Source organism: Spongiibacter taiwanensis (assembly GCF_023702635.1).
Taxonomy (GTDB): Bacteria; Pseudomonadota; Gammaproteobacteria; order Pseudomonadales; family Spongiibacteraceae; genus Spongiibacter; species Spongiibacter taiwanensis.
In genome coordinates this window covers 1,664,343-1,678,141 of the sequence record NZ_CP098455.1, presented here as the reverse complement: position 1 = coordinate 1,678,141, position 13,799 = coordinate 1,664,343, and the positions used below count along the sequence as shown (strand labels likewise).

Annotated in this window: 7 protein-coding genes, 2 tRNA genes and 3 rRNA genes; 10 read left to right on the top strand and 2 right to left on the bottom strand. The window is 54.1% G+C overall.

Annotated elements, in window-relative coordinates; genetic code table 11:
* Positions 1–19: 19 nt before the first annotated feature.
* From argC to NCG89_RS07755, 4 genes are all read left to right on the top strand, one after another.
* Positions 20–1,060, top strand: a complete 1,041-nt coding sequence (gene argC, locus NCG89_RS07770) for an N-acetyl-gamma-glutamyl-phosphate reductase (protein ID WP_251089180.1) — start codon at positions 20–22, stop codon at positions 1,058–1,060.
* A gap of 90 nt (positions 1,061–1,150) precedes the next feature.
* On the top strand, positions 1,151–1,504 hold the full coding sequence (gene erpA, locus NCG89_RS07765) for an iron-sulfur cluster insertion protein ErpA (protein WP_251089179.1): 354 nt from the start codon (positions 1,151–1,153) through the stop codon (positions 1,502–1,504).
* 183 nt (positions 1,505–1,687) lie between these two features.
* The gene (locus NCG89_RS07760; protein ID WP_251089178.1) at positions 1,688–2,638 is read left to right on the top strand and encodes a GGDEF domain-containing protein; all 951 of its coding nucleotides are present in this window, start codon (positions 1,688–1,690) and stop codon (positions 2,636–2,638) included.
* A 196-nt stretch (positions 2,639–2,834) separates the two neighbouring features.
* The gene (locus tag NCG89_RS07755) at positions 2,835–3,533 is read left to right on the top strand and encodes an OmpW/AlkL family protein (RefSeq protein ID WP_251089177.1); all 699 of its coding nucleotides are present in this window, start codon (positions 2,835–2,837) and stop codon (positions 3,531–3,533) included.
* Positions 3,534–3,547: 14 nt separating this feature from the next.
* Here NCG89_RS07755 and NCG89_RS07750 read toward each other — a convergent pair whose 3' ends face one another.
* Both NCG89_RS07750 and NCG89_RS07745 read right to left on the bottom strand, forming a co-directional pair.
* Positions 3,548–4,666, bottom strand: coding sequence for an anhydro-N-acetylmuramic acid kinase (locus tag NCG89_RS07750; RefSeq protein ID WP_251089176.1), 1,119 nt, complete (start codon positions 4,664–4,666; stop codon positions 3,548–3,550).
* Positions 4,666–5,940: a peptidoglycan DD-metalloendopeptidase family protein gene (locus NCG89_RS07745; protein ID WP_251089175.1), complete on the bottom strand. Its 1,275-nt coding sequence runs from the start codon at positions 5,938–5,940 to the stop codon at positions 4,666–4,668. Before NCG89_RS07745 ends, NCG89_RS07750 begins: the two co-directional genes overlap by 1 nt.
* Positions 5,941–6,257: 317 nt before the next feature.
* On the opposite strand from NCG89_RS07745, the gene tyrS reads away from it, so the two are divergent.
* The 6 genes from tyrS to rrf all read left to right on the top strand — a co-directional run bounded on the left by tyrS (position 6,258) and on the right by rrf (position 13,462).
* Entirely contained in the window at positions 6,258–7,562 is a 1,305-nt protein-coding gene (gene tyrS, locus NCG89_RS07740; RefSeq protein WP_251089174.1) for a tyrosine--tRNA ligase, read from the top strand.
* A gap of 492 nt (positions 7,563–8,054) precedes the next feature.
* Positions 8,055–9,588 (top strand): 16S ribosomal RNA (locus tag NCG89_RS07735).
* 107 nt (positions 9,589–9,695) lie between these two features.
* A tRNA-Ala gene (locus NCG89_RS07730) sits at positions 9,696–9,771 on the top strand.
* Positions 9,772–9,833: 62 nt separating this feature from the next.
* Positions 9,834–9,910 (top strand) — tRNA-Ile (locus NCG89_RS07725).
* A 350-nt stretch (positions 9,911–10,260) separates the two neighbouring features.
* Positions 10,261–13,157, top strand: a 23S ribosomal RNA gene (locus NCG89_RS07720).
* Positions 13,158–13,346: 189 nt separating this feature from the next.
* Positions 13,347–13,462 (top strand): 5S ribosomal RNA (rrf, locus tag NCG89_RS07715).
* The 16S, 23S and 5S rRNA genes sit together here with 2 tRNA genes alongside, the layout of an rRNA operon.
* Positions 13,463–13,799 lie beyond the last annotated feature (337 nt).

Here is a 13,799-nt window from a genome sequence, read left to right as displayed (position 1 = left end):
GGGAACGGAGGACAGTACAGTGCTGAAAGTTGGAATCGTTGGCGGTACCGGTTACACCGGTGCGGAATTGTTGCGATTGATTGCCGCTCACCCCGATGCCGAGGTGGCAATGATCACCTCCCGGGCGGAAGATGGTGTGCCGGTAGACGAGTTGTTTCCAAGTTTGCGGGGCTATGTGGACCTGCGCTTTACCGTTCCAGATGTCGCCGCCCTGTCCAGCTGTGATGTGGTGTTCTTTGCGACGCCTCATAATGTGGCGATGAACCTGGTGCCAGAGCTGCTGGCTGCCGGTACCCGGGTTGTGGATTTGTCGGCAGACTTTCGAATTCGCGACGCGGCGTTGTGGTCGAAGTGGTATAACGAAGAGCACTTGTGCCCCGACGTGCTGGCCGAGGCGGTATATGGTCTGCCTGAGACTAACGCCGCTGCGATTGCCGACGCCAAGCTGATTGCGTGTCCCGGCTGCTACCCTACTGCGGTGGAGTTGGGCTTCATTCCTCTGCTGGAGAGCAAACTGGTTGATCCAAGCCGGTTGATCGCCAGCGCTGCCTCCGGGGTCAGCGGGGCGGGCCGGCAGGCAAAGGTTGACAATTTGTTTGCCGAACTTTCCGAGAGCTTCAAGGCCTATGGTGTGGCCGGACATCGTCACTTGCCTGAGATCGAGCAGGAGCTGATGGTCGCCGCGAAGGGGCCGGTATCACTGACCTTTACGCCGCACTTGCTGCCCCAAGTTCGGGGTATTCATGCCACATTGTTTTCCGAGGTGAGCAACCCTGACACCAGCGTCGAGCAGCTGCAAAGCCTGTTCGAAGAGCGCTACGCCAATGCGCCCTTTGTCGACGTCATGCCGCCGGGTAGCCTGCCGCAAACCCGCACGGTGCGCGGCGCCAATATGTGCCGGATCGCGGTGCACAAACCCCAGGGGCGCAACACGGTGGTCGTGTTGTCGGTAATTGATAATCTGGTCAAAGGCGCCTCCGGTCAGGCGATCCAGAATATGAACATCATGTTTGGGTTGCCGGAGACGGCAGGGCTTCAGGGTGTGTCGCTGCTGCCCTGACCGGCGGCAATTCTTGATCAATTTGCTCAGGAATACGATAATTTTGGCTAACGTCGCTTACAGCGGCCCGTTAGAAATAGAGGTGACATTATGTCTGCGGTTGAGCAATTTACGCCCACCGTACTGGCGTTAACAGAACGTGCGGTAGCCAAGGTGAAAAGCCTGGTTGAAGAGGAAGCCAATGACGAGCTGAAATTGCGGGTCTTTGTGACTGGTGGTGGCTGCTCTGGCTTTCAATACGGCTTCACCTTTGATGAGCTGGCTGACGAAGACGACACCTTGATTGAAAAAGATGGGGTAACGGTGTTGGTGGACCCGCTCAGTTATCAGTATCTCGAGGGCGCCCAAGTGGATTACACCGAGGGCCTTGAGGGCTCTCGGTTCGTCGTCAGTAACCCGAATGCCGCCACTACCTGCGGTTGTGGCTCGTCTTTTTCTATTTAACCTGCCGCTACTCACTAGTCTGCCCCCACTGCGGGGCAGCGCTTCCCTCCTGACGTACTGATCACGTCATTAGTAGAATTACTCACTGCACTCTGCCGCGTTCTTGCAATAATGGACCGTAGTTTGTTGCTCGGCAAAGGAGCGTGTCGGCGATGTAAACTTGCGTCTACCAAGGGGTTCGCCATGTTGCGACATATCATGGACACTCTGTGCACCGAAAGCACCGGCCACGTGCTGATCGTCGATGACGACGAAACAGTTCTGACCGCATTTTCAGCGGTGCTGGGTCAGTGCCAGAAAATTTCAGTCGCCCGCAGCGGCCGCGAAGCCCTCGAGCTGTTATCACCCGATATTGACTTGATCCTGTTGGATTATCGACTGCCGGATATGGACGGTCTGGAAGTGTTGCGAGCAATAAAGCAGTTTCGCGAACGGACGGGGGTGGCGGTCATTATGATTACTGCGGATAGCGATGAGGTGCTCGAGTGTGAAGCACTGCGTCTGGGGGCTATCGACTTTTTGAGAAAGCCCTTCTCGTCTGCGGTGTTGCAAGCCAGAGTGGCTGTTCACCTTGAGCGCCGCCAATGTCTCAAGCAGATACTGCAAATGGCGCAGCACGACGAGCTCACGGGCAGCTTGAGTCGCCGTGCGTTTTTTCTTGAAGCTGCGCGTGAATTCAGCCGGGCAAAACGGCACGGTACCGGGTTCAGTCTGCTCTACTTCGATCTGGATAAGTTTAAGGCGATCAACGATAACTTCGGTCATTCTGTAGGCGATCGTGTGCTGAAAAGCTTTGCGCAAACGTGTATGGCTCGCAAGCGGGAGCACGATCTGTTTGGCCGAATTGGTGGTGACGAATTTGTGATGCTATTGACCCGGACCAATCTGGCCAATGCGCGTACGGTTGCTGAGGATATCTGTAGGCTGGCAAACAAGGTGTCAGTGGCCGTGGATGAGGGGTTGGTCGTCCAGCCCTGCGTGTCGGTGGGAATCTCCGCAATGCGCCTGAGTGACACGGCGTTGGAGGATGTGGTCCACCGTGCAGATATGTCGGTATTTGATGGCAAGTCATCTGCGGTGAGCTCGGAGAATACTGTTTCGCGTGCGCGGACCAAGGGCTCCAACCTGCACTGATTGCCCCCTTCTAGCGATTCCTGTGGTCGTCAGCTTTCGGGTGTGGATAACTCTCGTCAAGATTTTATGCGGCAGCGCTGATTCTGCGAAATGCCGCTGACTCCATTTTGTTGCAATCCGTTAATCCAGATCAATTTCAGGAGTGTCGCCCCCGGCTTAAATGGCATCAGGTCATTTTCGAATCTGAGGAAACACTATGAAAACGATTATTATCGCGACTCCCCTGACCCTTGCTCTGGTTCTGGGAGCACAGGCTTCTGCAGCGTTTGAAGCGGGGGATATTCTGGTGCGAATAGGTGCAACCACTACCGATCCCAGGGAGTCCAGTGAAGAGGTTGAACTCAATCGGTCTATTATCAGCCTGAGCGGCGGACGATCCGGGATTGGGCTAAACAGTAACACCCAGCTGGGCGCGAACATTGAATATTTTCTAACCCCGCAGTGGGGTGTCGAGCTGCTGGTCGCAACCCCTTTCGAGCACGAGGCGGAGGGAACTGGTGAATTGCAGGGGCTGACGATAGCCGAGTTTAAGCACCTCCCGCCGACACTGAGCCTGGTTTATCACCTTCCGCGCATCGGTCGCGCACAACCCTATGCTGGGGTTGGGCTGAACTACACCTTCCTTTTTGACGAGGAAATCACCGCCGAGGCCGATGCTGCTTTTGCTGGACTGGGCTTAAATGATGGCAAATTGAAACTTGACGACTCGTTCGGTGTGGCCGTTCAGCTGGGAGTGGATTTTCATATCGATAATCACTGGCTGGTGAATGCGTCAGTCAGGTGGATTGATCTGGAAACCGATGCAGAGATACGTTTCGCTGGCGGGAATAAAGTCACCAGCACCATTGAGGTTGACCCCTTTGTCTACACCCTGTCGGTCGGGTATCTGTTCTGATTTCGCTGGGGTAATCAGGCGGGGTAGATTGCGCCCAAGATGCGTTGGCCGCGGGCGCCGGTAACCGCTGGCACGTTTCCGGGTTGGCCTAACAGGGTTTGTCGGGCGAGCCAGGCGAATGCGCAGGCCTCGACCCAGTCTGGATCAATGCCGAGTTTGCTGGTGGTCGCTATTTTGCAGCTGGGCAATTGTTGGTGTAGCGCAGCCAGCAGTGCCCGATTGTGCGCCCCGCCGCCGCACACAAACACTTCGGTGGTTGCCGGGGCATGTTGCTTGATTGCCAGGGCAATACTCTTTGCTGTGACCTGCAATAGGCTGTGCTGAACATCTTCGGGATTGAGTCGGGGCAGGGTCTGGAGAATGGTGTCGAGGGCGGCTGGGTTGAAGTCTTCCCGGCCAGTGCTCTTTGGGCCACTGGTCGTAAAGAAAGGTTTGTCGAGAAACGCAGACTCGAGCTCAGCAATTGGGTTGCCGCTGGCCGCCCATGCGCCGTCACGGTCGAAAGGCTGGCCTCGGTGTTGCTGAATCCAGCAATCCATCAAGACATTGCCGGGGCCTGTGTCGAAGCCGCTCACTCGGCCATCACCGGTGAGTACGGAGATATTTGCCATACCGCCGATATTCACAATCACGCGATTGACCCCGGTCTTGTGCATCATTGCGGCGTGAAACGCAGGGACTAGTGGCGCGCCCTGCCCGCCAGCGGCAATATCGCGGCGGCGAAAATCAGCTACCGTGGTGATGCCACTAACTTCGGCTAGCGTATTGGGGTCGCCAATCTGCAGCGTAAATGCCTCCCCATGAGGGGTGGTGGGTGCCGGTGGCCGATGGCGAACGGTCTGACCATGGCTGCCAATAGCGCGAACCTGAGTGGTGTCGATCTGCGCTTGCTTGCATAACTGCATCACACAGTCGGCCATCGCGAGTGCGAATAGACGGTCAGCGCGTCCCAGGCGGTCGATTTCGTTGTCGGTGCCGTGGCAAAGCGACAGCAACTCGTGCTTGAGTGGTGACGGGATGTCGAGGCAGAGGTGGTGCTTGAGAGTGAGTTGGTCGTTGTCGAAGGACACCAGCGCGGCATCAATACCGTCCAGGCTGGTGCCCGACATCAGGCCGATGTAGAGCTCAGGCATTAACCTGCATCGCTACCGGAAGTGTAATTCCGTTGGGCGGCGTAGGTTCTGAGCTGCATTTGCATGCCGCTGATTTGCTGCTTGAAGGCCGGCATTTCGCCGCTGCCAACCCGGGTCGGTGGAGGCAGTTTGTCGACGATGGTCGCTGGATTGCGGTGTACGCCATTCATCAAGAATTCGTAGTGCAGGTGCGGGCCGGTAGCATAGCCAGTGGAGCCCACCCAGCCGATGGTTTCGTGTTGCCGCACCCGGGAGCCTTTTGAGACGGCGCGTTTGTGCAGGTGCAGGTACTTGGTCACGTAGGCTTCGCCATGCTTAATAAAGACGTAGTTACCATTGGCCTTGGAGTAGCCTGATTCTATGACGCGACCATCGCCAGCGGCATATACCGGTGTGCCGCGGGGCGCTGCATAGTCAATGCCCCGATGAGGGCGAACGGTTTTGAAAACCGGATGCAGGCGCTTCGGGTTAAAGCCGGAGCTGATGCGGGTAAAGTCGAGGGGCGCACGGAGGAAGGCTTTGCGCATGCTTTCGCCCTTCTCGGAGAAGTAGTCGACTTCGCCTTCATTATTGATATAACGATAAGCTTCAAAGGAGCGCCCTTGGTTGAAGTACTGGGCGGCCAGGATTTGGCCGCTGCCGAGGAGCTCACCATTGAGGTAAAGCTCTTCATAAATGACTATAAAGTAGTCATCCTTGCGAACGTCGTAGACGAAATCCAGCACGCCGCCGAAAATGTTGGCCAGCTCCATGATGATGCCTTGCCCAACACCCGCCTCATGAGCAGCCTTGTAAAGGGAGCTGGTGATGGTGGCGCTGGCAACGCGTTGCCGGACCTCCGGGGTTTCTGCCAGCTCGGTGGTGCTAAACCCAGCGACGCTGCGCTCAAAGACCAGGCTATTTAGCTTGTCGATCTGAAAGCTCATGGCATCGAGCTTGCCATCGTCATTGATTTGAAATGACAGCTTTTGGCCGGGGCGAATTTTGCTGAGGGCGCTGGCCTTGGAGGCGCTGCTAAGTAGCTCGTGAAGGTCTTGGGCGGTAAGGTTGGCCCGCCCAAAAATAGCCGACAGAGAGTCGCCGGGCTTAACCGTGATATCCAGCCAGGGCTTTTCGGGCTCGACCTCTGCGAGAGGTGCCTCGTTAATCGGGCTCTGCGGGCGGATCGGGCTGAGCTCAAGGTTTAGCGGAATCGCGGTGCGTTTTGCTTCGGCATTTTCGCCCGGCAAAAGTAAAAGAGCGATGCCCACCGCAATCAGGGTCGATGCGGCCAATGCGAGGTGGTGTCGCGGGAATTTGGCGGTGGACGGTTTTACGGCGTGCCGCTTTGGTTTCCAGTTTCGCATAGTGTTAGAAATGTAAATTTGTCACAGTGTATAAATTTCGCGCAGTATAGCAAATTACCATTGGGACAAAAGCCCGTACAAACCGAAAGTTAATGTGATTTCTAGCTAGCATGGGCCGCTAAGGCTTGGCTGTGCTTGCTTTTCGAAGTCGTTGTTGTATCTTGCCCGATCTCCAAATCACTGATTGGCCTCAGATTGCGGGCCGAATTTCGGTAGCGCCGAAATATAGAAGAAGGTAAGACGATATGACCGGGCTGGATACGGGCTTTGTGGCGGATCTCGAGGCGAGAGGCTTGATTGCTCAAATGACGGGCGAAAATGGCCTTGGAGAGTATCTCGCCAGCGCATCCCGAACCCTGTATTGCGGCTTTGATCCCACGGCTGACAGTCTTCATATAGGACACCTAGTGCCGCTGTTGGCGCTGAAGCGCTTTCAGATGGCCGGACATAAGCCTATCGCCCTGGTTGGCGGTGCAACCGGGCTGATCGGCGATCCCAGTTTCAAAGCGCAGGAGCGCCAGCTAAATACGCCCGACATTGTGGCAACGTGGGTGGAGCGCTTAAAGGGACAGCTGTCGCGCTTTATTGATTTTGATTGCGGCGCTAACTCGGCGGAGTTGGCCAACAATCTGGATTGGTTTGGGCCGATGACCGCCTTGGAGTTTTTGCGCGATATCGGTAAGCACTTCTCTGTTAATAGCATGATTGCCAAGGAGTCGGTGAAGCAGCGTATTGATCGGGAAGGCTCCGGGATTTCGTTCACTGAATTCAGCTATTCGCTATTGCAGGCCCTGGATTTTGCCGAGCTCTACAAACGCCGCGAATGCACCTTGCAGCTCGGTGGTTCTGATCAGTGGGGCAATATTACCGCGGGGATTGACCTGGCTCGCAGGATGCATGGTGCGCAGGTTCATGGAATGACGATGCCGTTGGTGACGAAAGCCGATGGCACCAAGTTTGGTAAGACCGAGTCGGGAACCGTTTGGCTGGACCCTGCCAAGACCTCTCCATATGCCTTTTACCAGTTCTGGCTGGGGACTGCTGATGCAGACGTGTATAAGTTCCTCCGCTATTTCACCTTCCTTCCGGTTGAAGAGATCGCCGAGATCCAGCGTCAGGATGAAGAGGCTCAAGGTCGCCCGCGGGCTCAGGGGGTTTTGGCTGCAGAAATGACGGGATTGATCCACGGTAAGGAAGGGCTAGAGGCGGCTCGGCGTATCACTGAGGCGCTTTTCTCTGGGGCGCTGCAGGATTTGTCTGAGCGAGACTTGCAGCAGCTGGCCCTTGATGGTCTCCCTTGTGCGGATGTTGAGCGGGCGAGCTTGATGGATATGCCGCTGACACAACTATTGGCGGATGTTGATCTGGCGCCGGGCAAGCAAGTTAAGGATGCCTTGGGTCGCAACGCGGTATTCATCAACGGTGAGTCAGTGGGAATCGAGCAGAATATGCAGTTGCCGGCGCTGTTCAGTGTCGAGCGCGCATTCTTCGGTCGCTACTTTGTTGTTCGCCTGGGTAAGAAGAAATACCAGTTGCTGGTTGTTTCTTGAGCTGTAAGTGCTCGCCACTGCTCGGTTTTTGCGCAAGTTGAGTGGTTTCTAATCGATTGTCATCTTTTTGAAAAATTCTTTTAAAAACCCGTTGACTCTGAGTTGGTCGTCTCTATAATGCGCCTCCTCAACTGCTGAGGCAGACGCGCTAGGGCGAAGGTTCTAGGGCAAATTGCTAAGGTGGTTGAGCTAGCAAAAAAGTTTAAAAATACTTGTTGCTAGGCGGGACGAAGTCTGTATAATACGCGTCCTCGCTTCGGGAGAAACCTGAAGCAAATCAAAACCCTGGCGGTTTTGAGTTGTTTAAAAAGAAGAGATTAGATAATTCGTGTGGGCGCTTGTTGATGGGTATTTGCGACATAAATATTCAGAAGCAAGTGACTCGTAAATTCATGAATTTGAATACGATTCTGAGCTTCTGAGCCGAGATTTTGGATAGTAAAGCAGGTTTTGCGTAACTATCCCATCATGCGAAAGCTGATGTAAAAGATTGAACTGAAGAGTTTGATCATGGCTCAGATTGAACGCTGGCGGCAGGCCTAACACATGCAAGTCGAACGCGAAAGGTCTTCGGACTGAGTAGAGTGGCGGACGGGTGAGTAACGCGTGGGAATCTACCTGGTAGCGGGGGATAACTCGGGGAAACTCGAGCTAATACCGCATACGCCCTACGGGGGAAAGGAGGGGATCTTCGGACCTTCCACTATCAGATGAGCCCGCGTCAGATTAGCTTGTTGGTGAGGTAAAGGCTCACCAAGGCGACGATCTGTAGCTGGTCTGAGAGGATGATCAGCCACACTGGGACTGAGACACGGCCCAGACTCCTACGGGAGGCAGCAGTGGGGAATATTGCGCAATGGGGGAAACCCTGACGCAGCCATGCCGCGTGTGTGAAGAAGGCCTTCGGGTTGTAAAGCACTTTAAGCAAGGAGGAAAGGTTGTCGGTTAATACCCGGCAGCTGTGACGTTACTTGCAGAATAAGCACCGGCTAACTCCGTGCCAGCAGCCGCGGTAATACGGAGGGTGCAAGCGTTAATCGGAATTACTGGGCGTAAAGCGCGCGTAGGCGGCTTCGTCAGTCAGATGTGAAAGCCCCGGGCTCAACCTGGGAACTGCATTTGATACTGCGGAGCTAGAGTATGGTAGAGGTGAGTGGAATTTCCTGTGTAGCGGTGAAATGCGTAGATATAGGAAGGAACATCAGTGGCGAAGGCGACTCACTGGACCAATACTGACGCTGAGGTGCGAAAGCGTGGGGAGCAAACAGGATTAGATACCCTGGTAGTCCACGCCGTAAACGATGTCAACTAGCCGTTGGGGAACTTGATTCTTTAGTGGCGCAGCTAACGCACTAAGTTGACCGCCTGGGGAGTACGGCCGCAAGGTTAAAACTCAAATGAATTGACGGGGGCCCGCACAAGCGGTGGAGCATGTGGTTTAATTCGATGCAACGCGAAGAACCTTACCAGGTCTTGACATCCTAGGAACTTGGCAGAGATGCCTTGGTGCCTTCGGGAGCCTAGAGACAGGTGCTGCATGGCTGTCGTCAGCTCGTGTCGTGAGATGTTGGGTTAAGTCCCGTAACGAGCGCAACCCTTGTCCTTAGTTGCCAGCACATTATGGTGGGAACTCTAAGGAGACTGCCGGTGACAAACCGGAGGAAGGTGGGGACGACGTCAAGTCATCATGGCCCTTACGACCTGGGCTACACACGTGCTACAATGGGCAGTACAGAGGGCTGCAATATCGCGAGATGGAGCCAATCCCTTAAAACTGTTCGTAGTCCGGATTGGAGTCTGCAACTCGACTCCATGAAGTCGGAATCGCTAGTAATCGCGAATCAGAATGTCGCGGTGAATACGTTCCCGGGCCTTGTACACACCGCCCGTCACACCATGGGAGTGGATTGCACCAGAAGTGGATAGTCTAACCGCAAGGGGGACGTTCACCACGGTGTGGTTCATGACTGGGGTGAAGTCGTAACAAGGTAGCCCTAGGGGAACCTGGGGCTGGATCACCTCCTTAACTTGAGCGCAACGAAGTTGGCAAGTGCTCACACGAATTGTCTAATCTCCATTGGTTGAAAGCGATACCTGAATCGTCGCGTTAGCGGCGTGTTCGACCCGACTATTGGGGCTATAGCTCAGCTGGGAGAGCGCCTGCCTTGCACGCAGGAGGTCAGCGGTTCGATCCCGCTTAGCTCCACCATGCTGCAAGTGCTCGCGGACCTAAACAGGCTACTACCCGAGTTTGTTTGTGAGTAAGAATTTGGGTCTGTAGCTCAGGTGGTTAGAGCGCACCCCTGATAAGGGTGAGGTCGGAGGTTCAAGTCCTCCCAGACCCACCAAAATGGCTCTGCTCGGCGTTGCCGAACTGCTCATGTGCTAATCGCACACTACGCAGTCCGGCGCCTTGATCAGCGACATTTTGGTTCATGGTTCGAACGCAGTGGTAATTAAATCCCGTATCGCTTTTAAAGACTAGAAATAAGCCTTCTTGATGAAGTATGTAGTATCGAGTGGGTTTGTTTCTGGTTTTTGCAATCAGATGTTCTTTAACAAGGTAATTAAGCTGAAACAAAACACTGTTTTCTCAAGTGTTGTAATAATCCGGCGAAAACCTGATCACGCAGCAAGTCGCGTGTGATCAGTAGCAGTTTCTTGATGATATGGCGATGGCGAGTCTATTTGCTTATATGGTCAAGCGACTAAGCGCATACGGTGGATGCCTTGGCAACTAGAGGCGATGAAGGACGTTGGAGCCTGCGAAAAGCGTGGGGGAGTCGGCAACCAGACTTTGATCCCGCGATGTCCGAATGGGGAAACCCACCTAGCATAAGCTAGGTATCTCTTGACTGAATACATAGGTCTTGAGAAGCGAACCAGGAGAACTGAAACATCTAAGTACCCTGAGGAAAAGAAATCAACCGAGATTCTCTTAGTAGCGGCGAGCGAACGGGGATCAGCCTGCAAGTGATAGCTTGTGTGTTAGTGGAACGGTCTGGAAAGTCCGGCGATACAGGGTGATAGCCCCGTACACGAAAACACGCTTGTGGTACTAAGCTTGCGATAAGTAGGTCGGGACACGTGTTATCTTGACTGAAGATGGGGGGACCATCCTCCAAGGCTAAATACTACTAGTTGACCGATAGTGAACCAGTACCGTGAGGGAAAGGCGAAAAGAACCCCGGAGAGGGGAGTGAAATAGAACCTGAAACCGTATGCGTACAAGCAGTAGGAGCAGACTTGTTCTGTGACTGCGTACCTTTTGTATAATGGGTCAGCGACTTAATGTATGTAGCAAGCTTAACCGTTTAGGGGAGGCGTAGGGAAACCGAGTCTTAATAGGGCGATTTAGTTGCATGCATTAGACCCGAAACCCGGTGATCTATCCATGGCCAGGTTGAAGATGCCGTAACAGGCATTGGAGGACCGAACTCACAAATGTTGAAAAATTTGGAGATGAGCTGTGGATCGGAGTGAAAGGCTAATCAAACCGGGAGATAGCTGGTTCTCCTCGAAATCTATTTAGGTAGAGCGTCGTGTCTTACCCTGGGGGGTAGAGCACTGTTTGGGCTAGGGGGTCATCCCGACTTACCAAACCCATGCAAACTCCGAATACCCAGGAGTACAATCACGGCAGACAGACGGCGGGTGCTAACGTCCGTCGTCAAGAGGGAAACAACCCAGACCGCCAGCTAAGGTCCCAAATCTACGTTAAGTGGGAAACGATGTGGGAAGGCTCAGACAGCTAGGAGGTTGGCTTAGAAGCAGCCATCCTTTAAAGAAAGCGTAATAGCTCACTAGTCGAGTCGGCCTGCGCGGAAGATGTAACGGGGCTAAACGTAGAACCGAAGCTGCGGACGCGCTTTGCGCGTGGTAGAGGAGCGTTCTGTACGCCTGCGAAGGTGTGTCGAGAGGCATGCTGGAGGTATCAGAAGTGCGAATGCTGACATGAGTAACGACAAGGGGGGTGAAAAACCTCCCCGCCGGAAGACCAAGGTTTCCTGCCCCATGTTAATCAGGGCAGGGTTAGTCGGCCCCTAAGGCGAGGCAGAAATGCGTAGTCGATGGGAAACGGGTTAATATTCCCGTACTTGTTATAACTGCGATGGAGGGACGGAGTAGGCTAGGCGAGCACGGCGTTGGTTGTCCGTGTTTAAGCTAGTAGGCTGGGGGATTAGGCAAATCCGGTTCCCTAAGGCTGAGAGGTGATGACGAGTCCTCTTTTGGACGAAGTCGTTGATGCCATGCTTCCAAGAAAATCTTCTAAGCTTCAGGTTATAACAAACCGTACCCCAAACCGACACAGGTGGTCAGGTAGAGAATACCAAGGCGCTTGAGAGAACTCGGGTGAAGGAACTAGGCAAAATGGTACCGTAACTTCGGGAGAAGGTACGCCGGCTTTGGTGATGGGACTTGCTCCCTAAGCTGAGGCTGGCCGAAGTGACCAGGTGGCTGCGACTGTTTATCAAAAACATAGCACTGTGCAAACACGAAAGTGGACGTATACGGTGTGACGCCTGCCCGGTGCCGGAAGGTTAATTGATGGGGTTAGCGTAAGCGAAGCTCTTGATCGAAGCCCCGGTAAACGGCGGCCGTAACTATAACGGTCCTAAGGTAGCGAAATTCCTTGTCGGGTAAGTTCCGACCTGCACGAATGGCGTAACGATGGCCACGCTGTCTCCACCCGAGACTCAGTGAAATTGAAATTGCGGTTAAGATGCCGTATACCCGCGGCTAGACGGAAAGACCCCGTGAACCTTTACTATAGCTTCACAGTGGACTCTGATATTACTTGTGTAGGATAGCTGGGAGGCTTTGAAACTCAGACGCCAGTTTGAGTGGAGCCAATCTTGAAATACCAGCCTGGTACTATTGGGGTTCTAACTCAGGTCCATGATCTGGATCGAGGACATTGTGTGGTGGGTAGTTTGACTGGGGCGGTCTCCTCCCAAAGTGTAACGGAGGAGCACGAAGGTGCGCTAATCACGGTCGGAAATCGTGAGGTTAGTGTAATGGCACAAGCGCGCTTAACTGCGAGACTGACAAGTCGAGCAGATACGAAAGTAGGTCATAGTGATCCGGTGGTTCTGTATGGAAGGGCCATCGCTCAACGGATAAAAGGTACTCCGGGGATAACAGGCTGATACCGCCCAAGAGTTCACATCGACGGCGGTGTTTGGCACCTCGATGTCGGCTCATCACATCCTGGGGCTGAAGCCGGTCCCAAGGGTATGGCTGTTCGCCATTTAAAGTGGTACGCGAGCTGGGTTCAGAACGTCGTGAGACAGTTCGGTCCCTATCTGCCGTGGGCGTTGGAGATTTGAGGAAAGCTGCTTCTAGTACGAGAGGACCGAAGTGGACGAACCTCTGGTGTTCGGGTTGTCACGCCAGTGGCATTGCCCGGTAGCTATGTTCGGACGGGATAACCGCTGAAAGCATCTAAGCGGGAAGCCTCTTCCAAGATAAGATCTCCCTGGGAACTTGATTCCCCTAAAGAGCCGTTCAAGACCAGGACGTTGATAGGCAGGGTGTGTAAGCGTTGTAAGGCGTTGAGCTAACCTGTACTAATTGCTCGTGAGGCTTGACCATATAATCAAGTGGTCTTGCCATCGTAGAAAATCAAGAAACTGCAGCGGATTGTTGCAACGGTCGGAGTCAGATCCGGCAGCCTGAAAAGGCAACTGAGAAAACAGTATTCAGCTTAGTTACCACCCTATTTGGTCGTGCCGAGAGCATGTCAACGCGACAGTGAGACTCAACGCATACCAAGCCAGTTTGCCTGGCGACCATAGAGACACGGAACCACCTGACCCCATCCCGAACTCAGAAGTGAAACGTGTCATCGCCGATGGTAGTGTGGGGTTTCCCCATGTGAGAGTAGGTCATCGCCAGGCTTCTAAATAAAACACCCCGGTCAGCGCAGCTGTCCGGGGTTTTTTATTTAGGATCGCGAGGAATCTCTGTTCCGTTAAGCAGCTCGCAGAGCTGCCATGTGACAAGCGATGCACCGAAGGTGCCAGCTTGGTGTGCCGCAGCGTAGCGGAGGCATCCCAAAGGGATTGCGTACCCACAGCACTCGCTATCGCTCGCGGGGCAGGCTCAGCACTGCTCGCAACACAATGTAGGTCATCGCCAGGCTTTAATTAAAAACCCGAGGTTCGTTAGAGCCTCGGGTTTTTTCATGGGTCTCTGGAAGTGGAGTCCACTAGGCTCTGCCCTACGGTGAGGGCT